Below are 25,326 nucleotides of genomic sequence, written 5' to 3'. Positions count from 1 at the left end.
CCGTTACTCAACCAACTTGCCAAGTTGACGCAAATGGTTTTTAACCGCTTCGGCTATTGCCGGATCATCCGCTAAAAACTGCGATTGTGGCGGATACATAACTGCCGATTTTGGATGAAACGAATAGACCAACTTGCCTTGTAATTCAGGATTCTCCATCAGAATATAGTCATTTGATAAAGCCATCGCTGGATAGTCAAAGCGTCGAGGGCTGATTGCGGCCACGACCTTGCCCCCAAACAAGCGCTGCCTGTTATAGACGACGACAAACGAACCTCCGCCATTCCACATATAACTTGGCGCATCACGATCGGTTTGCCCCCATGGATTGGTAAAGGTAATCGTTTGGGTAGGCCAATGGTAGTTGAGCAATAGCTGCTCAGTTACGGTGAATGCTGCCTGTTCTAACGGCACAGCTTGTAAAATTGGCCATGCAGTTTCGGCGGTTTTCCCAAGGCCTGGCACGGCAGTTTGGTCGAAAATATACACAAAAAAACCTGCATCATTCATGGGAGTTACCTCGCTAGAGGGGAGTATTGAGTTATTCGATGGTCTTGATTGATTGCTACAACTAATCATCGTTACAAGAAGAATTAGAATAACAATCTTTTCAATTATATTCTTCATTAGAATCCCTTATTGTGATTATGGCTGGCAATATCCAGCATCGACACATTGTTGTTTATAATCTTCAAGTATAGCTTGTGCTTCTCCATCAATTTGTTCTCGTTGAGCCTGATCATAGGAATAATTTGGACCATACGTTGTATGTTCGGTAATTTCTGTAATAGCATCAGGATCATTCATAATCGCTTTCCATTGTTCAATGGTTAGAGGTCGGTTTGATAACGAAGGATCTATAACCATTGGGACATTTATATCACCTTGACGTACATTAATAATGGGCGCAACGTGCCAAGCCCAATTAACCGTACCATCGGCAGTTGATGATGTATCGGTAGTACCGCCTATCGTCACTTGGTCATAAATAAAGCTAGTTTGCGCTTCTAAATCGCCATAGATAAATACTTTATCGACATCATTAATATCAATTCCATAGCGTTCTGAGATTCGGTAGGCCATGAAATGAGCACGAGCGTAACAACCATCATCAGGAAACTGAAACGGAATGTCGGGTTCATTGGCCATATCCTCGAAAATCAGAGTTGCATCGGCATAACTGACCGATCCATCAGCATTGACTTGCACTCCATCAGCACGATCGTTGCGCCAAGCCTCAGTAGCTTTGAGTATAAAATCAATCAATTTTTGCAAGAATGGTAGTTTCAAGGGTGGTTCTGGCGGAGTTGGGGTTGGGGTTGCGCCACCAGCTTCTTGAACAAACATCGCCCGATTACCACCTAAGACAATTGGGCCAAAATCGTCGCGAAATAGGGCGGCGGCTTCAGCCTCAGCATCGGCCATGATTTGCCGAATGGCCTTGGTAGTTTCAACACTGCCTTGCAACGCATGTAACAAGCGCTGAAAAGCCGGATTAACCACATGCTCAAATTCTTGAAAACAGGCGTTGGCAGCGCTGCCTTGCCATTGACCAGCTTGTAACGAGTTTATCGTCTGGCATACGCTGGCTTGAATGGTTTGGCTCTGCTCATGCAGTTTTTGGAAACGAACGATAATCGCATCAACAACATCGTACTTGATCTGCACAATGGAAGCGGGCATACTTATAAACCTCTCAACGTGGAGGGAGCTTCGGGCAAGAACGCTGGGGACAGTGGAAGGAAAACCCTCAATTCAACTCAGGAATGCTTATTCTAGCTGCTTAGGGCGAAAACGCTATAGAACTACGATTGTGAAATGACGTATCCAATGGGGCTATTCGCCAGTAAGCCCTGTAAATTGGTGTGGTCATAGCACTCAATTCAAGCCATTGCAAACGAATGATCTAACGAGGAGGGGAACTCTGGCTAAAATGCAGGGGGAAGTTAGGAGTGTCGCCCTCAATTCTACTCAATCTGCTTGATTATAACCGCATAGCTCGTTATTACAAGGGTGATTTTTGAGCATCCGAAGCTATGATTGGTCGATTGACAGGTTTGCATAAGCTATGATAGAGTTGCAGCCACAAAGTTGATAGCAAACGTTGATGGGGATTAGTAGCGCAGCAATAGCCAACCAGCGATTCGAGGATGGTGCAAGCTCGAAATGGACTAGGCTACGCAAACCCACCCCAGAGTTACCGCCGAACCAAGTGTGCACGCCACACCCAAACAAGGTTGGTCGGGTTTGTCGCCGAGATCACGACACGTCAATTCACTGGTTGACGACCAAGGGGAGGCTCATCTGAGCTTCAACTAGGGTGGTACCGCGGTTTTTTAGCCGTCCCTAGATGCTGTTGCATCTGGGGACGGTTTTTTTATTGCTGCAAGGAGGTCGGTTATGCGAATGAGTAGTGGTTTCGGGCGCACATTGCGCGAGGCTCCAAGCGAAGCTGAATTAACGGCCCATCAATTAATTTTGCGCGCTGGCTTGGCCCGTCAATTATTAGCTGGTGGCATGGCGCTGTTGCCACTCGGCATGCGGGTTTTTCGCCGCATCGAAGCGCTGATGCACGCCGAATTGGCAGCAATTGGCGCTGGCGAATTTCGCACGCCAGTCGTGCATGCCGCCAGTTTATGGCAACAAACCGGACGTTATGCCCAATATGGCGAGGCGATGTTGCGCTTCGAGAATCGAAATCAGCAAGCCTTATTGTTTGCGCCAACCCATGAAGAAGCTGTGGCTGAGCTAGCCCGCCGTGAGGTCGATTCGTATCGTCAATTGCCAAGCTTGCTCTATCAAATTCACACCAAATATCGCGACGAATTACGCGTGCGCGGCGGTTTATTGCGGCTGCGCGAATTCACTATGCTCGATGCCTACTCGCTCGATGCAGATTGGGCTGGCTTGGACGCAGTGTATGACCGGGTTGCCTTGGCCTTCGAAACGATCTTCGAACGCTGCGGCGTGCGCTTCACCGCAGTTGAAGCCGATGGCGGCGAGATGGGCGGACGCGAACCACGCGAATATATGGCCTTTTCAGGCAGCGGCGAAGATACGCTCGCAGTTTGCCAAAGCTGCAATTATGCCGCCAATAGCGAGGTCGCGGTGCGCGGCCAAGCTGCTGCAACCAACGAAATTTTGCCAGCCATGAGCGAAATTGCTACGCCAGCCTGCACCACAATTGCGGAGCTAGCGACATTTTTGCAGGTTAGCGAAGCCCAAACTGCCAAAGCTGTCTTTTTCAACTCAGAAAAAGGCTTGATCTTCGTGGTCGTGCGCGGCGATCGCGAAGTCAACGAAATTAAATTGCGCGCGGCAGCAGGCGTTTCGGTATTGGAAGCAGCCACGCTTGAGCAAATTAGCGCCGTTGGAGCGGTCGCAGGCTACGCCTCACCTGTTGGACTAAGCAACGTCACCGTGATCGCCGATCATTCGGTCGTTGGGGTTGGTGGCTTGGTTGCAGGCGCAAATCGCAGCGGCTATCACTTGCAAAACGTGGTGTATGGCCGCGATTGGCAAGCAACAATCGTCGCCGATATTGCCAATGTTGAGGCTGGCGATGCCTGCCCAAGCTGTGGCGCAAGCCTAAGTTTGGAGCGCGGGATCGAAATTGGCCATATTTTCAAATTAGGCACGCGCTACACTGAAGCGCTTGGCGCAACCTATCTTGATCCACAAGGTCAGGCTCAGCCAATCGTCATGGGTTCGTATGGTATTGGTCTCGAACGATTGTTACAGGTGATTATCGAGCAACATCACGACGAAAAAGGCATCGTTTGGCCAGCCAGCGTCGCGCCGTTTGATCTGCATTTGGTACAACTTGGGGCAAGTGCCACGGTCAGCGATGCCGCCAATCAGCTTTATCAACAATTGCATGCTGCTGGCGTGAGCGTGCTCTACGACGACCGCAACGAATCGGCGGGCGTGAAATTTAACGACGCAGATTTGCTCGGTATGCCATGGCGGCTCACGGTTGGCGAACGCGGCCTCAAGCAAAATACCGTCGAGCTGCGCAACCGCGCAACGGGCGTGGTCGATACGATTGGGCTTGATCAGGCGGTAACGACGATTAAGAACATAGAACAGAGAGCATAGAACAAAGGATGAGGGATGAAGGCAAAAGGCAGAAGGCAAAAATCAAAAGCAGGATGAGGGATGAAGGGGCTAGGGTTCAGGGGCCAGGCTCTAGGCTTTGGGCTAGCAAGAATCCAATCCTAAAAATCTGTGCCAATCTGTGGCCAAAAAACTTAACCTTCGTGGCCTTCGCGTTCTTTGCGGTTTTCGACTCCTTCTTGGATCAATTTTTAACGCAGCGGCGCAGAGTTGAAAAGGATGAAGGATGAAGGATGAAGGATGAATAGTGAGCATTCGTGGAATTCGTGGCTAAAAATGTTCATGGCTTTGGGCTAGCAAGAACCCAATCCTAAAAATCTGTGGCTAAAAAACTTAACCTTCGTGTCCTTTGCGTTCTTCGCGGTTTCCATCCTTCGTCCGCTTCTGGGATCAAAACGAACATTGCCGCAGTGTGGCGGCTAGGCAATGCAGCCTGTGAACAATCAACTACTCATGGAGAATAACCGACCATGTTAACCAACCTCAATATTGCAGTTATTGGCACAGGCACAATGGGCGAGGCCGTTATCGGCGGTTTATTGCAAGCAGAATTGGTACAACCAAGCCAAGTTTTAGCTGCCACGCCACGCCCTGAGCGGCGGCGCGAATTATCGCAACGCTGGGGCATTGCCACCACCGGCGATAACCGTGAGGCCGCAACCTGGGGTAACGTCGTGATTTTAGGCATCAAGCCCCAAATGACCGAACAAGTGCTGCCCCAACTTAATGGAGCGTTTCAAAGCGATGATCTGATTGTTTCGGTACTAGCGGGCGTGAAAATGCGCCAAATTGCCGAAGCCACTGGCCATAGCGCCATTGCTCGTTCGATGCCCAACACTCCAGCCCAAATTGCCGAGGGCATTACGGTTTGGACCGCTAGCAAAGGCCTCGATCAGGCTCGCCGGGGCTGGGCCAAAATTGTGCTCAGCGCAATTGGGGAAGAAGTTGAGGTCGAAGATGAAAAATTTATGGATATGGCCACAGCGCTATCTGGCACTGGCCCAGCCTACGTCTTTATGGTGATGGAAGCCTTAATTGATGCAGGGGTGCATATGGGCTTTCCGCGCCGCATCGCCGCCCAACTGGTGGAGCAAACCGTGATTGGCGCGGTGCGCTACTCGGTGCAATCGGGCAAGCACGTTGCCGAATTGCGCAATATGGTTACCTCGCCTGGTGGTACAACCGCCGCCGCGCTCTACGAGCTTGAAAAAGGTCGGTTGCGCACGGTCTTGGCCGATGGGGTTTGGGCAGCCTATCGGCGGGCGCGCGAGCTTGGCGGCGAGTAACAAGCGCAATTGCTTTTTTGGGCTGTCCATGTACCATTAAGCCTACATTCGTGCTGGATTAAGGTTGGTGGCCTATGCTGGAATTTCGTGATATTCGCGCCCTTGAAGGGCCAAATGGCTATGCCCATGCCCAGGTAGCTTTAGTTCGGCTTGTCGGAAATCTGGCTGAAATTCAGGTTTGGCTCGATCAGGTAGCCCATGCGCTGAGCAGCGCTGGCATCAAGGCTGCTGAGCCAAACATCCAACAACACCCAAGCCTTGGTGAGTTTGCCATCACGTGGGCAACCACAACGCCTGAAAGTTTGGCGCTGCTGCTTGAACAAGTCGCGGGCACTACCGAGGCCGCCAGTACCGCCGAGATTCAGGCCATGCTTGCCAAAGAACAAGTGTCAAGTAACTTGCAACCTTTGCGTGAACAACATTTGCCACTTTGGCGCGCTGACGATCGCTGGCTAGTTGGCTATGGCGTGCATAGCCAAAACGCCGTCCAATTTGACCAAACGACCTATCAAGCTTTGCCGATTATCGCCATTAGCGGCACCAACGGCAAAACTACCACCACTCGCTTAATCGATTTTACCTTGCGCACCGCTGGCTATCATACTGGACGCACCGATACTGACGGCGTGTGGATCAATAATCACGCAATTGAGCATGGCGATTGGACGGGCTTTGGCGGGGCGCAACTGGTACTCAGTCAGCCAACAGTTGAGGTGGCGGTGCTCGAAACCGCACGTGGTGGTTTATTGCGCCGTGGCATTGCTTTCGATCACTGTGATATTGCGGTTTTGACCAATGTTGCCGACGATCATTTGCCCGATCGTGGCTTGGCGACAGTCGCCGAAATGGCCCATTTCAAAGCTACGATTGTGCGCGCTGCCCAAAAAGCTGTCATTTTGAATGCTGATGATCTGGTGTTGATTGAGGTGGTTGCGCCGCAAGCTCCTGCGCCAATTATTTGGTTTAGTTTGCAGGCCAACAATCCGTTGATTCTCCAAGCGCAGCAAGTCCAACATAGCTGTGTGTTTCTGGCAGCAGATCAATTGATGCTTGCCAGTGCAGGCCACATTCAACCATTAATTGCTGTGGCTGAATTGCCATTAAGCTTCGGTGGCGTGGCTCAGCACAATATTGCCAACGCCTTGGCAGCAGCAGCAGCCTTGCACGCATTTGGATTAAGTGCAGGCCAGATTGCGCTTGGCCTTGCTGGATTTCAACCAAATGCTGAGCACAACCCAGGCCGTTTGAACCAATTTCAGCGTGATGGCATTACCTTGTTGATCGATTACGCCCACAACAGCGATGGCCTGCGCGTGTTGTTGGCCAGTGCCGAGCCATTGCGCGCAGCCGCTGGCCAGATTGCAATGGTCTTTAGTGGCACCGGTGATCGCACCGACCAGCAAATTCAAGAGCAAATGACAATCATCGCGCAGCACGTCGATCGCTTGGTACTCAAACGTGATCCGTGGTTTTTGCGTGGGCGCGAACCAGGCACGTTAGAGCCATTGATGATCGCCGCTGCCAGCGCTGCGGGCCTAGATCCAAGCGCAATCACCGAGCTTGAAGGCGACGATAACGCCTTCGCCGAATTAACCAACAATGCCAAATCTGGTGATGTATTGCTCTGGCTGGTGTATAAAGATCGGCTGAGCAAAATTGCGATGGCCCAAGCATGGGAGCGTGCTGAATGAGTGAACCGCAGATCGAGCCAGTTGATCAAGCTGAATATCTGTGGAACTCACCGCGCGAAGCTCAAGCTCCCAAGCGCCCGTTGGTCGAAATTGGCTGGGTGCTGATCGGCACCTTCGAAAAAATCGACGAGGGCGCAATTCGGACTGCCCGCGAGCAAACCCGCGATTATTTGCGCCAATGCTGGCCCGAATTTTCGTGGCGTTTGCCAATCGTCGTGCGCCCCGACCCCGACCCTGGCGATGTTTTGGCCGAACCAATTCGCTTAATCGATATGGCGGTGACCGAGCGCTTGACCAAAGGCTGGGATTTTGCTGTCGCCTTCACCGCCACCGATTTGCATGCCTTGAGCAAGCAATATACGCTCGGCACGCCAGCCAGCGGCCTTGATGCAGCCGCCATTTCAACGGCGCGGCTCGATCCAACCGCCCAGCGTTCGATGGTACGCAAAGCTGAGCGCGAATTGGTGCTCAGTAAGCGGATTTGGGCGTTGTTTTTACATTTGCTTGGCGATTTATTGGCCTTGCCACATAGCGACGAGCCAAGTAGCCCAATGAGCGTGCCGCGCGTGCCCGAAGATCTCGATACGGTACAGGATTTTAGCAGCGAGGAGCGCGAATGGATGCTCGAATCGCTGACCGAAGTTGCTGATTTGCGGGTGGAAGAAACCGGCGAATCATCGCGCAATCCCTTCTTTTTTACCTTGCGCGTGCTGGCCCGTTCAGGTCGCGAAATTCTTGCAGCAGTCGTGCGCAATCGGCCATGGATTTTGGTCTGGCACCTGACCAAATTCACTGGCGCAGCCTTATCAACCTTACTGATTTTGCTGTTTACCGCCGAGGTCTGGGATGTTGGGGTGCGCTTGCCGTTCGATGAAGTTGCTGGAGCATTGGCAATTACGATTGCCGCCACCACAACCTTCGTCGTTACTCGCCAACGCTTGCTGACGCGGCGCACCCGTTTTCGGCTAACCGAGCAAGTCGTCGTCACCGATTTTGCAATTATCCTGACGATTTTAGGCGCAATGCTTTCAATGGTGCTGCTGCTGATCAGCGCGGCAATGCTGGTGATTTGGGTTGTACCCAACGAGCTAGCAGAGCGCTGGACCGATTTTGCCACGCTTTCGCTTGAGCGTAATCTGGCCTTAGCTGGCACCGTCACCGTGATTGGCCTGATCGTCGGGGCACTCGGGGCCAGCATCGAAGACCAAACCACCTTCCGCCATGTGGCTTTTATCGATGAGGAAACCTAATTAGAAGGATGAAAGTAAAAATCAAAAGTCAGAAATCAAAAACAAGTTTGGGGATATTGTAAGAATACAAGGTTTAGAAACCTTCGTGCTCTTCGTGTCCTTCGTGGTTAAATTTCATCCTTCATCCCTCATCCTTCATCCTTCTACTAACTTCTTGGTATACTACAGGGAGGCAACGAAGCCGACCAACATCATAGGAGATATGCTCGATGGATTTCCAGTTAACCCAAGAACAGCAAGAACTGCGTCAAACGGTACGTGAATTTGCTGAGCGTGAGTTATTGCCCAAAGCCAAAGAGGTTGACGAAAAAGCCCAAATTCCGGCCTCGACATGGAAAAAAATGGCCGATACTGGCCTGATGGGCTTGCCTTTTGCCGAAGAATTAGGCGGCGCAGGAGCCGATGCGATTAGTGCAGCCCTCGCCGTCGAGGAGATTGCCCGCTGTTGTGGCTCGACCGCACTTTCGTATGCGGCTCACGTTGGTTTAGGCAGCGCCCCAATTGCCATGTTTGGCAACGATCAACAAAAAGAACAATTTTTACGGCCTGCCGCCGAAGGTCGCTACCTTGGCGCGTTTGGCCTAACCGAGCCACATGCAGGCTCAGATGCAGGCTCGACCCGCACCACCGCCGTGCGCGAAGGCAACGAATGGGTGATCAACGGCGCAAAAATGTGGATCACCAACGCTGCTGAAGCTGGCCACTTGATTGTTACTGCAATCACCAATAAAGATCGTGGCAAACGTGGCATTAGCGCAATCATCATTCCTCAAGGCACAGCTGGCGTACATTTTGGCAGCCCAGAGCATAAAATGGGTTTGCGTGGCTCGAATACCCACGCCATCACCTTTGATAATGTGCGCGTGCCAGCCGAAAACTTGCTTGGAGCCGAGGGCGATGGCTTTGTGCAGTTCCTCAAAGTGCTTGATGGCGGGCGAATTTCGATTGGCGCAATGGCGATTGGCCTAGGCGTTGCGGCCATGGAAGCAGCAGTCAGCTATGCCCGTGAACGCCAAGCCTTTGGCCATGCGATTGGCAGCTATCAATCGATTAGCAATATGCTGGCCGATATGGATACCGAGCTGGAAGCTGCTCGTTTGCTGATTTTACGCGCTGCATGGCTCAAAGAAAACGGCAAGCCCTTCACTCGCGAAGCAGCGATTGCCAAGCTCTACGCCTCGGAAGCCTCAGAACGGGCCTGCCGCAACGCAGTCCAAATCTTTGGAGGCTACGGCTATAGCAGCGAATATCCGGTTGAGCGCTACTATCGCGATACCCGTTTGCTGACGATTGGCGAAGGCACCTCGGAAATTCTACGCATGGTCATCTCGCGTGGCCTACTTGGCGAATTAGCCTAGCTCCCCTTACAGTATCGAGAAGCCCCTCGCCCGTGCGCGGGTGAGGGGTTGAGATGAGAGCAACAGAAATTAATTGGCATAGCTTAAAAAATTTCCGTAAATAAAGCTAAATAGCTAGCTAAATTATGCTGCTGATTACACCATATTAATCAGCAGCACGGTAATTGCTTGACAGGAAAACTAATTTCGTTATAATCGTGGGCAACAGTTGGCTGCGAGAGAAGCCCGTTGATTATTCCACATAATCATCCATCAAACTCCTTCATTATTCAATCCCTCGCCTCATTCCAAATAATTATTTGGTTTATTTTGTTATTCCCAATAATTCAGCACCCAAGAGGATACACAAACACACAAGTATTTATATCCGATTGCAATTTAAAATAGTAGTTGTTTATATGCCAATTAGGTATTTATTTTGCATTTAATTCAAAATTTATAATATTTTAGGGGTAAATTTTTAACTATTTACAAATAAAATAATTATTTCTATTATAAAATCAATGATTATCTTATCAGGAGTGAAGAATCATGGTTAAGTTCATCAGTCGAGGGATTATTGCATTAGCAATCGTTTTAGGTGCGGCTAATGCAGGAGAGGCGTTTGCAGCGGCAGTTAACCCGTCAACACACCATAGTAGCGACTCATGGCGCGCATGGCCAGCACGAGTAGTAGGTGGAGGCAGAACTGGCGTTCAAAATTATAATTATGCTCGTGGTCTTACAGTCAATGGGCATATGAATGTTTTTGGGCCAAGTGGCGGATCATGTTCGTTTAATGATTCAACGTCAACCGCTCATGGCGAAGCCTATGATGAATGTAGTGTATGGGATGCAAATGGATTACATACAGCGGCTGTATCAGCTAGTCATACTTGGTCAAATCCTAATGAAGTAAAAAATACAAATAGCACGGTAAATCATCCATAGGAATTTAAATTGGTCGATGTATGGATTTAAACATACATCGACCATATAATACTATATGAAAAAATTAATTCCAACAATTCAAGGTTCATTAAGAACAATTTGGAAAAGCCGATTTATTCGAATTATGATTCCGCTCTTAATAGCTTTCGGAGGATTTCTTGATAAACGCTTTGGAGCAGAACTATTATCAATATTAATGTTTTCAACCAGTGCTTGTCTCATAGTTATATTTGCGCAGGAAAATCGATATATTCAAAAAATTGAAGAACAAATTGTTAGCACAAATTATAATACAGTTCAATTAATAACTGGACAATTAATTGCCTACCTTATCGCTACAATCTGTATTCTATTATTATGTTGGGGTGCGACCTTTCCATTTTCAGATGGTCAAAGTGCAGGATTTACGATCAATGGACTTTACTTGCGAGTTTTTAGCCAAAATCCTTGGCCATTAATGAGTAAAGTATTTGCAGCAAATTCGATTATACTAACTGGTTTAGTATGGCTACGAAATAAACCCAGATTAAGTATATTTATTGCTATTAGTTATTGGTTATTTTCATTCATTGGGATAGCAATACGTGGTTATTTACGTAATTTATTATTAGAAAATTCAAGTAATCCACTCAAAATATTAAATTTCATCCCAAGTTTTAATGTTCATCAATTTTACTGGGCTGCAACTCAGTATTGGCTACTACCAACCCTTGGGTTGGTACTCATATTATTTTCAAGCTATTGCTTTTGGCTTGATTATCGATATAAGAAGCGCTTACCAGTATCATTTTCTAAGCCGTTAATGCTAGGATTAGCAATCGGAGGTCTCATTTGTTTCATTACCGGTGAGATCTTATTTAAAGATATGTTGCAGCAGTATCAATTGATAAGGTAATAATTGATGAATCTAATCCAAACATTTTGCCTTGGTTCATTGCGGAATATCAGCCATAATCGCTTTTTATGGGTTATGTTGCCGTTATTAATAGCTTTTAGTGCTTTTCTTGGCTTAAGTGGCGATATTATGTATACACTATTTACTCAATCTTGTGCATGTTTAGCTATTGTGTTTGTGCACGAAAGCAAACGCGATCTACAAGTGCGTGAAATAGTATGGAGCACGCGTTATAATCTGGTAAGTTATAGCCTTGGTCGCTTAGTAGCCTATAGTATTGCTACCCTGATTATTATTGGACTCTGTGAAATTGTAATGTTCTTACATGACAATAATGGGTATATTGGTACTTTTTTGCAGCATAACGGTGAACATGTAACTATTTCAATGCGCTTTCCCTGGCAATTATGGATCAAAACCTTCTTGAGTATGTTACCAATCTTTGCGTTGTTATTCTGCTTACGCCAGAACCATTGGCTAGGTTTAATCACCGCAATTGGCTATTGGTTATACATTTTTGCCTTTGTTATTTTGCTTAGCCCAGAAATTCTCAAAGGAACAATAACCCCGGGATTTTATCCGTTGCGTTGGTTGGCAATTATTCCCAGCACCAATGTCTTTTTATATGCATGGGCTGACCCAATTCCATGGATTTTGCCCAGCCTTGGGTTAGCGGGCTTGGGTTGGTTTGGCTATCTGGCAAAGTGCATGTGGGTTAAAACCGCTGAACCACTGCGCATCCAACCAGCTTGGATTGGGCTGGGCCTCGCGCTGAGTTGTGTCAGCCTCTATCTTGGCTATCAGCAATTTGTGGCCATGCTCCACATGTATAATCCAGCAAGCGTGTTCTAAGGAAGGTGAGCGATGAGTTTAATTCAGCTTGAAAATATCTCCAAACATTATGGCAAGTATCAAGCGCTTGAGCAATTAAATGTGCAGCTTGAAGGTGGCATGATTGGCTTACTTGGGCCAAATGGGGCAGGCAAAACGACCTTAATTCGGGTTTTGACAGGCTTTTTGCAGCCATCACAAGGCCGCGCCAGCCTCGCAGGTTGCGATTTAGCTCAGCCTGAACAATTGGCTCAACTGCGCCAACAACTTGGCTATGTGCCCCAACATCCAGCCTTTTACCCAACTTGGACATGCAGCGAATTTGTCGATTACATCGCCCAACTCAAGGGCATGCACGATGCTGCTGAGCGCAAAGCAGCGGTTGAGCGTAGCATTCAATATGTTGGACTCAGCGACCATGCCAATAAAGCAACCCGCCAACTCTCAGGCGGCATGCAACGTCGGCTTGGTATCGCCCAAGCAATCGTGAATGATCCCAAAGTGCTGATCGTCGATGAGCCAACCGCTGGCTTAGACCCAGAGGAGCGGCTGCGCTTTCGCCATCTCTTGGCAGGGCTGGGCAACCAGCGCTTGGTGATTTTCTCGACCCACATTGTTGAGGATATTGTGCAAACCTGCCGCCAAGTAATTATGCTCAAAAAAACCATTTTATATGCAGGCGGCTTGAATGAGCTGTTAGAGCAGGCCCGCGCAGCTCAAGTAAGTTGGGAAATTACCAGCCCGACCCCGCTCTACGACCAACAATTGGCAATTGTCAGCAGTAGCAACGACGAGCAAGGTTACCATTACCGAATTGTCGGCCAGCCGCCAGCAGGCAGCAACGCCAAACCAGCCAGCAGCGTTGGCCTAGAGGAAGCCTACCTATGGATGATGCAACAAGCCAGCGCCTAAATCGCAACCCTAGCCTGCGCCAACCCTTGGCGCTTTGGCGTTTACAAGCGCGGATCGTGCGTTGGCGCTGGATCAGCAGTTTAAGCATTACGGCCCTCTTGGCAGTCTGGGCGCTGACCGCCAGCTATCACAATGCAATGCTGGTTGTGCAAGCAATTATGCCAACCATTATTGCCTGGCTGAGTGTTGGCTGTTTAATCGACGATCCAACTATTGAACTAAGTGCTGCGACCGGCCTTGGCATTCGGCGCTTGTGGTGGATGCGTAGCTGCCTGATCATTGGCCCAAGTTGGTTGGTTGCAATGCTCTGCACATGGCTTGTGGCCAACGATTGGTTGATTTTCGGCTATAGCAATTTGTTGATGTTTAGCGCGCTCAGCCTTGGCCATTGGATTACCCGCATCACCCGCTACAGCCTGATTGGCGCAATGTTGATTTCATTTATTCTCTTGAGCCAATGGGTTGCGCCATTTTGGTGGCTGCCAATGGTTATGAAGCAGCGCACGCGGCTTGAGCAAATTAAGCAATATCTTTTCTTCCCCTTAGATAGCCATGCTGCTTTTCAGGTATTGCTGGCTGAGCGGCATTGGAATGTGCTCATGCTTGGCAGTTTGGGGCTGATTACGGCCTTGTGGGCTTGGTGGTTGTATGGCCGCGAAGAAGCCCTGATTTTGCCCAGAACCGAGTGAACAGGAGCGGCTGATGTATACAATACCTTCAGCATCGATTCCATTAGCCAAAATAGTTTGGTTTGGGATTAAAAAAGCTTTATTGTATGCATTGATTGCCTTTCTCATCTACTTAAGCATATCATTTCTAGTTTCATTTAACAATCACACTTTAATTCTTATTCAATTATTTATTGTTATTTGTATATTTCTGAGCATACCTTCGTTAATTTATACAGTAATCCTAGTGTTTTTAACGCGCAAATTATCATCGATAAAAATATATCATTATCTCTACATTCTATTCTTTTCAATTGAAATTCATCTTATCATAATTATAGTATTTGATAATTTATTTTCAAGCTCATTTCGTACTCCGTTAATTGAACAAATTATCTCGGTTAATCAACAAACAATTGCAAATATTCTAAAACCAACCACGATCTTATCGTTTACCAATGCGATTACCTTTATTTTGCCCCCAATCATTGCAGTTTTTACACTATATCGCTGCCAGCAGCAAAAGCGGTTCTATCAATCAGGTTAAATCGATAAAAATTCCAATAATTATCATTGATTGATTGAATATAGGAGTGCGTTGGCTTATGGTTTCAACATTCTGTCTTGGCTCGTTACGAAATATCAGCCGTAATCGCTTTTTATGGATTATGCTAACTCTTATATTATGTTTTAGTATCCTTTTAGGCCTTAATAGCAATCTTAGTTATATTATGGTTCCAACATGTTGTGCATGCTTAGCAATTGTTTTTGTACACGAAAGCAAACACAATCGGCAAGTGCATGAAATAGTATGGAGTACACGCTATAATCTGGTGAATTATAGTCTTGGACGCTTATTAGCCTATAGTATTGCAACCCTGATTATTATTACTATTTGTGCGCTTATTATGTTTTTATTTGGTGGCAATGGAAAAATCGGAATTCAATTACCACATATGAATCAAGCAATTATGATGGAAATGCGTTTTCCGCTAGCACTGCTGATTAAAAGCTTCTTCAGTATGTTACCTATCTTTGGCTTGCTTTTATGGTTAAGAAACCAGCATTGGTTGGGTTTAGTAACCGCAATTGGCTACTGGTTCTATGTTTTTATTGTTGTGCTGCTATTAAACACGCATATTGTCAAAGGAACAATTACTTCGGGCTTTTATCCGTTGCGTTGGCTGGCAATTATTCCCAGCACCAATGTGTTTTTATATGCATGGGCTGACCCAATTCCATGGATTTTGCCCAGCCTTGGGTTAGCGGGCTTGGGTTGGTTTGGCTATCTGGCAAAGTGCATGTGGGTTAAAACCGCTGAACCACTGCGCATCCAACCAGCTTGGATTGGGCTGGGTCTCGCACTGAGTTGCCTCAGTTTGTATCTTGGCTATCAGCAATTTGTGGTCATGCTCCACATATATTATCCAGCAACTGTATTTTAATTAATTCGATGCTTGGATTGTTAATAGTTGAGCACATTATTTGGAAATTAATACCAAAATAAACAGCAGCTCAACCATGGCTGATTGCGCTGCTGTTTTAATTGACTAGGCTAAAAAATACTTAGCGTTTGCCAGAAACCGAGACAGTTTGCTCTTCTTCGCGGCCTTTGAACACCAAAATAATTGGCGTGCCAATAAAGCCGTATTGTTCGCGAATGCGGTTTTCAAGATAGCGCTTGTAGCCAAAGTGCACTTGTTCAGGCGCATTCGAGAAGAACAAGAAGACTGGTGGCTCGGCTTGCGCTTGGGTTGCATAGAACAAGCGTAAGTGTGCACCTTTGTGCATAGCTGTTGGTGGGTGTTCACGCACCGCTGCGCGCAACAGGTTGTTAATATCCGAGGTGCTAATCCGTTTGGCGCGTTCGCTCTGGATAGTTTGGGCAATATCGAGCACTTTGGTTGCACGCTGACCAGTTTTGGCCGAGATAAACTCAATTGGTGCGTATGGCGCAAAGTGAAATACTTCCGACATTGTGGTTTTGGCATCTTCGTAGCTAAATTTGGCTTTGTCGATCAAGTCCCATTTGTTGACAATAATCGCCAAGCCTTTGTTGGCTTCCAAAACCATCCCAGCCACGTGGGTATCTTGGGCGGTTGGGCCTTCTTTGGCATCGATCAACAGCAAGGCAATTTGGCAACGCTCGATCGCTTTCATCGTGCGCAACACGCTGTAGCGTTCAATCCCTTGCTCAATCGAACCCCGCCGCCGAATCCCAGCGGTATCGATCAAGGTAATTGGCGTGCCTTTATAGGTCAATTTGGTATCGATTGAATCGCGGGTTGTGCCAGGAATATCGCTGACAACCACCCGTTCTTCGCCGACCAATTTATTCAGCAAGCTCGATTTACCGACGTTTGGCCGCCCGACAATCGCAATTTTCAGCGAATTGTCGTCCTCTTCCTCTTCTTGGCCAGCAGGCAAATTGCGCACAATTTCATCGAGCAAATCGCCTGAGCCAGTGCCGTGATAGGCGCTCAACGCAATTGGGTCGCCCAAGCCAAGGTTGTAGAATTCAACCGCATTTTGGCGGCGATCTTCGGTATCGGCTTTGTTTACGCCCAAAACGACGGGCTTGCTGCTGCGGCGCAACAAAGCAGCCACTTCTTCATCAGCAGCGATCAAGCCTTCGCGTACATCAACCATAAAGACAATGACATCGGCTTCATCGATAGCCAGTTGCGCTTGTTGGTGGGTGCGACGCACAATTTCGGCCAACGGCAAGTTTGGGTCGTCATCACCAACCAACAAACCAGCAGTATCGACAATCGTAAAGACGCGACCATTCCAAATCGTTTCGCCATATTGGCGGTCGCGGGTTGTGCCAGCTTCGTCAGCAATAATTGCGCGGCGCTCGCCAATCAGCTTATTAAACAAGGTCGATTTGCCAACATTCGGTCGGCCAACAATCGCCACAATTGGTTTTTCCATAACTATACCTCTTTCGCCATCGCTGCCCAAGGGCAACCATCGCTACATTCTACGACGTTCAAGTTGCACAATCGTGGCGGTTTGGCCCAACACAGCGATTGGGAAGGTACCACGAACTCGTAATTCAGGGGTGGCATTAATTTTTTCGCGTAGCACATCGATTTCGGCGGCTAGCGCGACGATCATGCCACCAGGCGCAACAATTCGCGCCCATTCAGCACACACCCCGGAATACAATTGATGCAATTCATCGATATTGTTGACTTGTTTACCAAAGGGCAAATTGGTGACGAGTTTGTTGATTTCGCCTGGTTGGAATGGTAAGTCAGTTGCATCTAAACGGCGAATTGCTAAATCGCCGCCGACACTTGCCAGATTTCTGCTCAAGGCTTTGACGGCTTCACGGCTTTTATCGCCAGCAATCAGCCGCTCAAACGGCCCAACTGCTGCTCGTTCAGCAATGATCGTACCCGTGCCAGCCATAGCATCCAAAAATACATCGTTGGGCTGTGGATTGGAAAGCCGAACCATCGCCGCCGCAATTGCTGGCCGCAACGCTGCAGGCCGATCAACAATGCGGTTAATGCGATGGCGCATGCCGCCAGTCGAAAGCCGAATCGCTACAATAATTTCGCTGCCAAACAGCGTAACCCATACTTCAACATCAGCTTCTTCTTCGACCAATTTCCAGCGGCCTGGCCACGAATCGCGCACCGCATCGGCCACGGCGATACCCACGGCTTTACGGGCAAAATCTTGTTTGCCAGTTACCCGCGTAACCACCCGAAACGTGGTGATTTTGGGTGTGCGTCCGCCGTTGAGGGTGAAAACCCGCAGCGCAGTTGGCACCAACATACTATTTTTGACCGAAGCGTGAATTTGCTTCAAGCCGCCTTGGTCAGGAGCGATGTTGAAAGCCCGCGCGGCAACCACGAATAAATCTTCGGCAGCGCGCAGATTAAACAATTCTTTAGAGTTGGTGTCGGTGTGAAACAGCAACATATCATCTTTTTGGGTGACATGGCGCTGAGCAACCAACATTGGTTTTTGCAAGGTGGCATTAATTTCAGCCAACAACAATTGGCCAACCCCAGGTTGGGTTTGCACCGCAAACAACGGGCGGCTCATATCAACGGTTGGCTGGTGCACAAAGGCGCGGCGACGTGGTGCGCCGGCAGGTGTTGGCGCGCCAGTTGGGCTGCCAGCAGGATCATGGCGTGGGCCACGGCTTGGTGCGCCAGTTGGGCGGCCAGCGGAATCATGGCGTGGGCCACGAGCAGGCGCTTGATTGGAGCGTGCACCAGGTCGGCCAGGCCGTGCAGGGCGTGAGTTTGATTGCGGGCCGCGCTCTGGGCTACGGCGTTTTGGGCGTTGGAATGGCATATCTATTACAACTCGCGCAAAATGCGAGTTTTCCTTTCATCAGACTAAATCTATGTCAAGCAGCAATCTGCTGACAACCAACCCCACCATTAGCCCGCGCAAATGCCCGAATGACCCAGCCTGCTCAAGCCGATGGTGTTAGGGGAGTACGAAATGGCGCGACATCGTTGATAATTCGATGCTCGCCGCTATCATCACGCAGGCGTTGCGAACGAACTCGCCCACGATTTATTGCTTGCCAGAGCGCTTCAACACAGACTGCATCAAACTCTGTGTCGGCTCCTGCGCGCAAACGCCGAAACGCTTCTTCAATTGGTAAGCCTCTGCGATACGGTCGGTCAGAGGTCATGGCATCAAAGGCATCGGCGACGGCTACAATTCGCCCGCCAAGCGAAATTTGGCCTCGGGCTAAACCATACGGGTAGCCACTGCCATCAAGCCGCTCGTGATGCTGAATGATCACCGGCAACTCGCTTTGCAACATACGAATATGGCCCAGAATCCGTTCGCCAATTTCAGGATGCGATTTCATCTCGCCAAATTCAGCGTCGGTCAAACGCCCAGGCTTTTTCAGCACCCCATCGCTAATGCCAATTTTACCAACATCGTGCAAAATTGCGCCAATCCGCAGATGATGAATAAAGCTTGGGTCTAGCTCCAACTCTTCAGCAATTGCCACCGCAAATTCCGAAACCCGCATGGAATGGCCTTCGGTATACGGGTCTTTGGCATCGATCGCCGCCGTCAGCGCTTGAATAACATCCAAAAACAGCTCGTTAACATCGGCATACAAATCGGCAATTTCCAGCACTGTCGCTGCTTGACGGGCCAAGGTTTGCAACAACAAGGTATCATCGGCATCAAACCGACCAGCGCGTTTATTCAAAACCTCGATGCATCCAATCAGATGCTCCTCAGATTGGGCACGTTCGCGGCCAAAGGTAATGCAACGAGTCTGCAATGGCACTGCCAAAATCGAGCGCGTAGCAAAGCCTGTCATCTCATCAACGCTGCCATCGTGGCGTTGATCACGTTTGACATCGCCAACGCAGATCGTCTCGCCAGTGGCAGCAACATAGCCAGCGATGCCACGGCCCTTGGCCAAGCGCACCGCCTGCACCCGTTCGTGCATATAGCCAGTCGAATGCTGCAAAATCAAATCGCCGCTTTCAGGCTCGGTCAAAAATAACGAACTGGCTTCAGCATCGAGCAAAATCCGTGCATAATCAATAATCAAATTCAGCAAGGTTGTACGGTCGAGCGTCGAGCCAATATGGCCAACAATCTCGACCAAGGCGCTCAAGCGTGATTCGCGTTGCTGGCTTTTTTTCAACAAGCGCGCTTTTTCCACCTCGGCGGCCATGCGATTGCCCAACAATTTAAGCAAGCGTGGCTCCGAGCGTTGCGGATTGAAAATCTGAATCACGCCAACGACTTGTTCTTCGAGCAAGAGCGGCAACGACAAGAGCGAGCGCAATTGCAGGTTGTTGGCCTCGCCCAAACGCCGATCCCAGCGCGGATCGTTGTTAATATCTTCGATCCAGAGTGGCTGAGTGGCGGCAATTGTTGCGCCAACCAAGCCAACATCTATCGGCAAGCGCACGCCAATCAAATGTTGGCTGGCGGGATCGCCGTGGACAACCTGAAACACAATCTCGTCTGCTTCAACCAGATAGAGCGTTCCAGCTTCGCCGCCAGCGATCTCGATTAATAAATCCAACATGCGATTCAGTAATGGGTCGAGCGTCATGCTACTAGCAATTGCATCGGCCCGTTCAATCACCGCCAATACGTGTTCCAACTCAAAGGCACTATCCTGCACAACCGTCTGCGATGTCATACTCATGCTCCACTGGGTTGGGTAGCACTCGCAGGTGGTTGGTGGGCTAGCGCATTGAAGCCTGAGCCATGAAACGGCGCTGCGAGCGCGGTTTTGCTTGGCGGCTAAGTTGGCGCACGACCCGCCGAATTTCATGCGGCATGCGGGCCATGGTCACCTGCGCACCAAGTGCGGTTGCAATTTGTTCAACAGTCCATTCGTCAATTGTGCGAGTTCCGGAGTGATCAAACATCACTTTCGGCAGCATCACAATATCAGCCGGGCCATGCTTTTGTAACTCGGCAACAACATCGCCGCCTGTCAGCAAGCCCGAAACGGTCACCATATCGCCAAAAAATTGATTGACGACAGGGCATAATTCAACAGTCAGGTTTTCGATTCGACTAAGTTGCTCGGCGACTTGTTGCAAAACTGGCGCGGCCAAGGTGGCACACGCCATCAGCATTTTGGTTGGTTTATCGACAGCTTTTGGCAGTGAAGGCACAATTTCGGCCCATTCGTCTTGGAACTGGCGCACCAAACCAACGCCGTTTTCTAATTGATCGTAGCCTTCGTACAACGAGCCATCTGGCTGTTCGCGGCCAGCTAACAAATAAAACTCATCGGAAGGGTAGACCAAGACCGAGCCATGTTCGGCCATGTAATATTCTTGAAACGGCTCGCAAATGTCGATTACCGCAGCGGCTTCATCGCCGCGATATGGCCGCAATTCAACTTCGGTGGCTGCGCCTAAGCGAGCGCAAAAACCAAGATTGCCTTCTTTGGCAGCTTGAAACAGCTCGTTGGCAACTGGCGCTTCCTCTTGCCAAATTGGCTGGGCTTCCCAGTTGCTATCAATCCATTCGGCGCTTTCGTGCACGCGGATGGCAGCTTTGATACTTTGCGGCTTCTTGCCTTCAAAGCGATAGCGGGTTAGGCCAACTGGCACAATCGCAATACTTTGGACAATTGGAAACAACTGGCCCAATTCATGGATGGTTTGGGCCAAAGCCGGGCCATCGTTTAACTGTGGGCATGCCACCACTTGGGTATGCACCTCGATGCCCAAATCGCCCAAGCGCCGAATTTGCGCTAGCACATCGGGCACATCGGGTTTGCCGAGGAGAATTGCCCGTAGCGTGCGATCAGTTGCGTGGACTGAAATATACATCGGGCCTAGGCGCTGTTCTGCAATCCGATCCCAGTCATCCTCCTTGAGATTCGTCAATGTTACAAAGTTACCATACAAAAACGACAAGCGATAGTCATCGTCCTTAAGGTAGAGTGTTTTGCGGAATCCTTTGGGCATTTGGGTTAAAAAGCAGAACGGGCATTTATTGTTGCAGGTTCGGAGGCGGTCGAAGAGTGGCTCGACAAAATCGAGGCCCAGCATATCATCGGGGTTTTTGGTTAATTGGATGCTACGTTCTTCGCCAGCTTGGCGCACCAGCAACTCAACCTGATCTTCAGTCATGGCAAAGCGAAAATCAATCACATCGCGCATCACCCGACCGTTGACTTGCAGAATCGCGTCGCCAGCTTGTAGCCCAAGTTGCGCACCAGTGCTGCCTGCTGCGACTGCTTGAATAACCCCGCCATTGCCTGGTCGAATATTACTAAGATTTGGTTGATATTCCATAGCACATCACTATTTACTGCGTTAAGCGCGGCGGCTAATCGCACAAAAGGCGCACCTTGCATTGTGCGCCTCATCCGCATTCTATCGCGTCAAATTATCAAGGGCCGTGGCCCAACATTATGTATTATAGCAGAAAGCCTTAATTCTGCTAGCCTATCATTGAATATGGAAGCTACCGTGGATTGTCCCCTCACCCCAACCCCTCTCCCGTCCAACGGGAGAGGGGCTTTTGATCGGTGTAGCCTGATTGGTGTCCCAAGCATGCTCCCCCTCGCCCGCGTTCAGTGGGAGAGGGGGCTAGGGGGTGAGGGAAGTAACCAAACTACTTAACGGGGCAACACAATCACTTGTTTATCTTGAATGCGGCTGGGCCGATACAAAATCGCCACATTACCAACCAACGCCACCAATGCAGCCTCGGTATCAGCCACCAATTGATCGGTCAATTCGCGGCGTTCTTCTTTAAATTCAACAAATTTCACTTTGATCAGTTCATGTGCATCAAGTGCAGCGGCGACAGCGGCCACCACCGTACTTGAAAGCCCTTGCTTGCCAACTTGCACAATTGGCTTGAAATCGTGGGCCAAGCGGCGCAAATATTGGCGTTGATTGCTATTTAAGCTGAGCATTCTTGCCCTTTCAGTGATTAATTTACAAGAAAAAACTGCTGGTTTTCACCAGCAGTCATTCGTGGAGCGGGAAACGAGACTCGAACTCGCGACCTTCTCCTTGGCAAGGAGATGCTCTACCAACTGAGCTATTCCCGCATCGCGTTATGACGCTATTATACACAGCTTTGCGAAAATTGCAAATTTAGCCAAAGCTCAGCCAAAACCTGCTGCTACACCTAATCTTTTAGCCGATTGGAATGGGTTAAAACCTTTTGTTCATGCTTTGTCGATAGTTTGTTCAAATCTTGTCGCAAGCATGGCTTTCTGCTACACTAGTTTGAACGAAAGGTGTCGATCATGCCTGCTGCTCAACCGCAACGATGCCAACGATGGCAAGCCTCATGAACCGTTTCATTCGCAATCTGCGCCATTTTTTGATGGCCAGCGGCAACCTGTATGCGCTACGTACAGGCCTTTTGCCATGCCTACTGCTTTGGACTGCCTGGCGACAAACCCAGTTTTTGGGCTTAGGCCTAGCCATCGCGAGCTTTGGCTATCTGGCTCAATATTTGCGTTCTGCTGGGCGTTGGCCAGTACCTCGCTGGCCATGGCTTGATCAATGGCTAGAATTTGGGCTGGCGCTGGTTATGCCCTTAATCGCCACCAGCTGGTATAGCCCATGGTTATTTGATACGTGGCTTATTTTGGCGGCGACGGCGAGCCAACTTTCGCGCCGCAGCAGTACTACCTTGGGTATAGTATGGTTGGGCTATAGTGTGGCGCTGTTTACCAGCAACAAACTTGGTCAAGCCAACCCGATGTTGTTTAGTATGCTAGTGCTTGGCGTACCAAGTATTTTATTGATCAGCATTAAGCCGCGCCCGCTCGAAACCAGCAATCAACCTGCTGCGCGCATGCTCAGCAGCCTGCAAACTGCCCAACGCCGCTTTGAACTCATCAGAACAATTATTGATCATGCGCAGCGCTCGGCGATGGTTGAGGCTGTGTATCATCAGGCACATCATGGTGTCCGTGATTTGGGCTTATTAATTGATGATATCAAGCCCCAAGCCAGCCAACCAAGCTTAGTCGAGCGCTTTAAACCAATTATTGAACGCTGGCGAGCCATGACGTTAATTGAAGTACAGCTCCAAACCACAACCATTCCCCAGCACGTTAGCCCAGCCCTCGAAGCCTTATTCGTACGCGCTTTGGAAGAAACCCTCAGCAATGTGGCGCGCCATGCCAAAGCCAGCCTCGTCGAAATTAGCCTACGTGGCGACGAACAGCAGCTCTCTTTAATTGTGCGTGATAATGGAATTGGCTTGCTCAACGGCCCAATCCAAGCTGGCAGCCATGGCTTGCGCTGGCTACGTTACCGGGCACAAGAAATAAATGGTTGTTTGGATGTTTACGATGGAGTTGATGGTGGTTTAGTGGTGCAATTGGCAGTGCCAATCAACGTCTATGTGGCCTAAAAAACAACAGCCGCCATACAACTGTATGACGGCTATTGCAAAAAGAGCGAGTGGGCCAGGCTTGCTGTGACACCCATAGAGGCAAGCGTACCGTTGCTATCTTTCAATCCTGGCGGAGTTGGCAAACATATGCCGCACAGGACCCGACCCGTTCGCCATTATAGTCTACAAGCGGCTTAAAGTCAAAAAATGTTGATCTTTTGACCTGCCATGGTATACTTGCGATTGCCAGAACAACTACAGACCGTGGTGTCCTAGAAGATAGCGATGTGTCAGAATGCAGCGATGCCAGAATAAGTGCATCGCTTTTTTATTGGATACTTAAAATTTTTTTAGGACAAAAGTCACCCTTGACACTTTTAGTGTCAGAGGCCAAAGTAGAAGACGACCATTGGTAGGTAGTCCTTTCTCTTGATATGGTTAAGCTAAGGTACTATTAAAAATTTAGTACCCACGCTTTAGAATATTCTGTTGGCACACAGCCAAAGACACCGTACTATTGTAAGTAGCGCTAAGCAGGCAATTTGGGAGTGAATTGCGGTTGCAATCCAAAGCGGCGGCAGCTTGGCAACGTGTTGTTTTTTGGTGTAGTGTGGCACATATAGCCAGAAAGTAAGCCACCATGAAGTACCTGCGTCGATCAATTATTGCGCTCGTTCTCTATCTTGCTGCGTTTTTTAACATCGAGCGGCTGGACTTCCAGGGCGAGAATGTTATTGACCTACGTTCATTTGTGTATATTCTCGGGTTAGCAGCCATCATTATCACGCTGATGCTGCCCTATTTTCGCCAACGGCGGCTTTTGGTAGCCATGACCTATTGGGGTGCGATCTACGCAATTATTCGCTTGGCATTTTTTAATAGTGTTTCGTTTGTTGGGGTCGATATTTATTTATCACTCACCGAACTGGTCTTTTTGTTGGTCGGGGTGCGCTTTGCCCACCAAGTTGCGATTGACCTCTACGATTTCGAACAGGCAGTGATCAACATCACCTTGCCCCAAGTCAATCGTCAAATTCGGCCACTCAACGACTCGAACGACGAAATTCAAACCGAGATGGTGCGCAGTCGCCGTCACCGTCGGCCAATGAGTGTCTTGGTGATCAAGCCCGATCCCCAATCAGTCAACTTGGCGATTCATCGCAGCGTCGAAGAAGTGCAAAAATCAATGATGACTCGCTATGTTGTTACCAGCTTAACCCGGGTTGTTGCCGATGTGATGCGCCGTACCGACATGATTTTTGAGCAACCAAGCTCAAACCAATTTATCGTGATGAGTCCCGAAACCAATGCCGCCAATTCTGTTTCTTTCGCGGAACGCATCAAGGCTGCTGCGTCCGAGAGGCTGGGTGTAGATGTGTTGTGTGGAATTGCATCATTTCCCGACGATGCCCTAACATTTGATGAGTTGATTCGCGAGGCCGATACTCGGGCATTGCGCCAGCTCAAAGCGGTTAAACCACAAGACACACGCTCGACCATTCAGACTGAAGTTTAAAGGCCACCAATGCATCGTGCAGAAAGG

General features: G+C 49.1%; 20 protein-coding genes, 1 tRNA gene and 1 other RNA gene. 13 read left to right on the top strand and 9 right to left on the bottom strand.

Annotation, left to right across the window (positions count from 1 at the left end; genetic code table 11):
- Positions 1-3 precede the first annotated feature (3 nt).
- Both ACFMKP_RS00675 and ACFMKP_RS00670 read right to left on the bottom strand, forming a co-directional pair.
- Positions 4-510, bottom strand: a complete 507-nt coding sequence (locus ACFMKP_RS00675; protein WP_382288114.1) for a hypothetical protein — start codon at positions 508-510, stop codon at positions 4-6.
- Positions 511-645: 135 nt separating this feature from the next.
- Positions 646-1,683 carry a WXG100 family type VII secretion target gene (locus tag ACFMKP_RS00670; RefSeq protein WP_382288112.1) on the bottom strand — a complete coding sequence of 346 codons (1,038 nt, stop codon included), beginning with the start codon at positions 1,681-1,683 and terminating at the stop codon, positions 646-648.
- A 717-nt stretch (positions 1,684-2,400) separates the two neighbouring features.
- Here ACFMKP_RS00670 and ACFMKP_RS00665 point away from each other — a divergent pair.
- From ACFMKP_RS00665 to ACFMKP_RS00615, 11 genes are all read left to right on the top strand, one after another.
- Positions 2,401-4,098, top strand: a complete 1,698-nt coding sequence (locus tag ACFMKP_RS00665) for a proline--tRNA ligase (protein ID WP_382288110.1) — start codon at positions 2,401-2,403, stop codon at positions 4,096-4,098.
- Between the two features lie 488 nt (positions 4,099-4,586).
- Positions 4,587-5,402 carry a pyrroline-5-carboxylate reductase gene (gene proC / locus ACFMKP_RS00660; protein WP_382288108.1) on the top strand — a complete coding sequence of 272 codons (816 nt, stop codon included), beginning with the start codon at positions 4,587-4,589 and terminating at the stop codon, positions 5,400-5,402.
- Positions 5,403-5,476: 74 nt separating this feature from the next.
- Positions 5,477-7,093 carry a Mur ligase family protein gene (locus tag ACFMKP_RS00655; RefSeq protein ID WP_382288106.1) on the top strand — a complete coding sequence of 539 codons (1,617 nt, stop codon included), beginning with the start codon at positions 5,477-5,479 and terminating at the stop codon, positions 7,091-7,093.
- A complete protein-coding gene (locus tag ACFMKP_RS00650) occupies positions 7,090-8,343 on the top strand; it encodes a hypothetical protein (RefSeq protein WP_382288105.1) in 1,254 nt (417 codons plus the stop codon). Before ACFMKP_RS00655 ends, ACFMKP_RS00650 begins: the two co-directional genes overlap by 4 nt.
- Positions 8,344-8,552: 209 nt before the next feature.
- Positions 8,553-9,701, top strand: coding sequence for an acyl-CoA dehydrogenase (locus ACFMKP_RS00645; protein ID WP_382288103.1), 1,149 nt, complete (start codon positions 8,553-8,555; stop codon positions 9,699-9,701).
- Positions 9,702-10,232: 531 nt separating this feature from the next.
- Positions 10,233-10,631: a hypothetical protein gene (locus ACFMKP_RS00640; protein WP_382288101.1), complete on the top strand. Its 399-nt coding sequence runs from the start codon at positions 10,233-10,235 to the stop codon at positions 10,629-10,631.
- 55 nt (positions 10,632-10,686) lie between these two features.
- Positions 10,687-11,526 carry a hypothetical protein gene (locus ACFMKP_RS00635; RefSeq protein WP_382288099.1) on the top strand — a complete coding sequence of 280 codons (840 nt, stop codon included), beginning with the start codon at positions 10,687-10,689 and terminating at the stop codon, positions 11,524-11,526.
- A gap of 6 nt (positions 11,527-11,532) precedes the next feature.
- Positions 11,533-12,378: a hypothetical protein gene (locus ACFMKP_RS00630; RefSeq protein ID WP_382288097.1), complete on the top strand. Its 846-nt coding sequence runs from the start codon at positions 11,533-11,535 to the stop codon at positions 12,376-12,378.
- A 12-nt stretch (positions 12,379-12,390) separates the two neighbouring features.
- Positions 12,391-13,269 carry an ATP-binding cassette domain-containing protein gene (locus ACFMKP_RS00625; RefSeq protein ID WP_382288095.1) on the top strand — a complete coding sequence of 293 codons (879 nt, stop codon included), beginning with the start codon at positions 12,391-12,393 and terminating at the stop codon, positions 13,267-13,269.
- Entirely contained in the window at positions 13,242-13,958 is a 717-nt protein-coding gene (locus ACFMKP_RS00620; RefSeq protein WP_382288093.1) for a hypothetical protein, read from the top strand. The genes ACFMKP_RS00625 and ACFMKP_RS00620 overlap by 28 nt, the downstream gene beginning before the upstream one ends.
- A gap of 812 nt (positions 13,959-14,770) precedes the next feature.
- Complete coding sequence (locus tag ACFMKP_RS00615; protein WP_382288091.1) at positions 14,771-15,382, top strand: hypothetical protein; 612 nt, start codon at positions 14,771-14,773, stop codon at positions 15,380-15,382.
- Positions 15,383-15,503: 121 nt separating this feature from the next.
- On the opposite strand, the gene der is transcribed toward ACFMKP_RS00615, so the two are convergent.
- From der to ACFMKP_RS00585, 6 genes are all read right to left on the bottom strand, one after another.
- Positions 15,504-16,871, bottom strand: coding sequence for a ribosome biogenesis GTPase Der (gene der, locus ACFMKP_RS00610; RefSeq protein ID WP_382288089.1), 1,368 nt, complete (start codon positions 16,869-16,871; stop codon positions 15,504-15,506).
- 42 nt (positions 16,872-16,913) lie between these two features.
- Positions 16,914-18,254: a THUMP domain-containing protein gene (locus ACFMKP_RS00605; protein ID WP_382288087.1), complete on the bottom strand. Its 1,341-nt coding sequence runs from the start codon at positions 18,252-18,254 to the stop codon at positions 16,914-16,916.
- A gap of 124 nt (positions 18,255-18,378) precedes the next feature.
- Positions 18,379-20,094 carry an HD domain-containing phosphohydrolase gene (locus tag ACFMKP_RS00600; RefSeq protein ID WP_382288085.1) on the bottom strand — a complete coding sequence of 572 codons (1,716 nt, stop codon included), beginning with the start codon at positions 20,092-20,094 and terminating at the stop codon, positions 18,379-18,381.
- A 46-nt stretch (positions 20,095-20,140) separates the two neighbouring features.
- The gene (locus ACFMKP_RS00595; protein WP_382288083.1) at positions 20,141-21,712 is read right to left on the bottom strand and encodes a DUF512 domain-containing protein; all 1,572 of its coding nucleotides are present in this window, start codon (positions 21,710-21,712) and stop codon (positions 20,141-20,143) included.
- Between the two features lie 326 nt (positions 21,713-22,038).
- Positions 22,039-22,341: a ribosome assembly RNA-binding protein YhbY gene (gene yhbY / locus ACFMKP_RS00590; RefSeq protein WP_110514066.1), complete on the bottom strand. Its 303-nt coding sequence runs from the start codon at positions 22,339-22,341 to the stop codon at positions 22,039-22,041.
- A gap of 62 nt (positions 22,342-22,403) precedes the next feature.
- A tRNA-Gly gene (locus ACFMKP_RS00585) sits at positions 22,404-22,479 on the bottom strand.
- A gap of 245 nt (positions 22,480-22,724) precedes the next feature.
- On the opposite strand from ACFMKP_RS00585, the gene ACFMKP_RS00580 reads away from it, so the two are divergent.
- A complete protein-coding gene (locus tag ACFMKP_RS00580) occupies positions 22,725-23,801 on the top strand; it encodes a sensor histidine kinase (RefSeq protein WP_382288080.1) in 1,077 nt (358 codons plus the stop codon).
- 50 nt (positions 23,802-23,851) lie between these two features.
- Here the strand turns inward: ACFMKP_RS00580 and ffs are convergent.
- An RNA gene (gene ffs / locus ACFMKP_RS00575) (signal recognition particle sRNA small type) lies at positions 23,852-23,950 on the bottom strand.
- Between the two features lie 473 nt (positions 23,951-24,423).
- Between ffs and ACFMKP_RS00570 the strand changes: the two genes are divergently transcribed.
- Positions 24,424-25,299, top strand: coding sequence for a hypothetical protein (locus ACFMKP_RS00570; protein WP_382288078.1), 876 nt, complete (start codon positions 24,424-24,426; stop codon positions 25,297-25,299).
- Positions 25,300-25,326: the final 27 nt, after the last annotated feature.

This window comes from Herpetosiphon sp. NSE202, assembly GCF_042688385.1.
In the GTDB taxonomy this organism is placed as follows: domain Bacteria; phylum Chloroflexota; class Chloroflexia; order Chloroflexales; family Herpetosiphonaceae; genus Herpetosiphon.
This window is presented reverse-complemented; position numbering and strand designations above follow the sequence as displayed.

What these genes read in the sequence shown, in the direction of transcription:
- ACFMKP_RS00675 (WP_382288114.1), bottom strand. Translation starts at nt 510, where the DNA reads ATGAATGATGCAGGTTTTTTTGTGTATATTTTCGACCAAACTGCCGTG.
- ACFMKP_RS00670 (WP_382288112.1), bottom strand. Translation starts at nt 1,683, where the DNA reads ATGCCCGCTTCCATTGTGCAGATCAAGTACGATGTTGTTGATGCGATT.
- ACFMKP_RS00665 (WP_382288110.1), top strand. Translation starts at nt 2,401, where the DNA reads ATGCGAATGAGTAGTGGTTTCGGGCGCACATTGCGCGAGGCTCCAAGC.
- proC (WP_382288108.1), top strand. Translation starts at nt 4,587, where the DNA reads ATGTTAACCAACCTCAATATTGCAGTTATTGGCACAGGCACAATGGGC.
- ACFMKP_RS00655 (WP_382288106.1), top strand. Translation starts at nt 5,477, where the DNA reads ATGCTGGAATTTCGTGATATTCGCGCCCTTGAAGGGCCAAATGGCTAT.
- ACFMKP_RS00650 (WP_382288105.1), top strand. Translation starts at nt 7,090, where the DNA reads ATGAGTGAACCGCAGATCGAGCCAGTTGATCAAGCTGAATATCTGTGG.
- ACFMKP_RS00645 (WP_382288103.1), top strand. Translation starts at nt 8,553, where the DNA reads ATGGATTTCCAGTTAACCCAAGAACAGCAAGAACTGCGTCAAACGGTA.
- ACFMKP_RS00640 (WP_382288101.1), top strand. Translation starts at nt 10,233, where the DNA reads ATGGTTAAGTTCATCAGTCGAGGGATTATTGCATTAGCAATCGTTTTA.
- ACFMKP_RS00635 (WP_382288099.1), top strand. Translation starts at nt 10,687, where the DNA reads ATGAAAAAATTAATTCCAACAATTCAAGGTTCATTAAGAACAATTTGG.
- ACFMKP_RS00630 (WP_382288097.1), top strand. Translation starts at nt 11,533, where the DNA reads ATGAATCTAATCCAAACATTTTGCCTTGGTTCATTGCGGAATATCAGC.
- ACFMKP_RS00625 (WP_382288095.1), top strand. Translation starts at nt 12,391, where the DNA reads ATGAGTTTAATTCAGCTTGAAAATATCTCCAAACATTATGGCAAGTAT.
- ACFMKP_RS00620 (WP_382288093.1), top strand. Translation starts at nt 13,242, where the DNA reads ATGGATGATGCAACAAGCCAGCGCCTAAATCGCAACCCTAGCCTGCGC.
- der (WP_382288089.1), bottom strand. Translation starts at nt 16,871, where the DNA reads ATGGAAAAACCAATTGTGGCGATTGTTGGCCGACCGAATGTTGGCAAA.
- ACFMKP_RS00605 (WP_382288087.1), bottom strand. Translation starts at nt 18,254, where the DNA reads ATGCCATTCCAACGCCCAAAACGCCGTAGCCCAGAGCGCGGCCCGCAA.
- ACFMKP_RS00600 (WP_382288085.1), bottom strand. Translation starts at nt 20,094, where the DNA reads ATGACATCGCAGACGGTTGTGCAGGATAGTGCCTTTGAGTTGGAACAC.
- ACFMKP_RS00595 (WP_382288083.1), bottom strand. Translation starts at nt 21,712, where the DNA reads ATGGAATATCAACCAAATCTTAGTAATATTCGACCAGGCAATGGCGGG.
- yhbY (WP_110514066.1), bottom strand. Translation starts at nt 22,341, where the DNA reads ATGCTCAGCTTAAATAGCAATCAACGCCAATATTTGCGCCGCTTGGCC.
- ACFMKP_RS00580 (WP_382288080.1), top strand. Translation starts at nt 22,725, where the DNA reads ATGAACCGTTTCATTCGCAATCTGCGCCATTTTTTGATGGCCAGCGGC.
- ACFMKP_RS00570 (WP_382288078.1), top strand. Translation starts at nt 24,424, where the DNA reads ATGAAGTACCTGCGTCGATCAATTATTGCGCTCGTTCTCTATCTTGCT.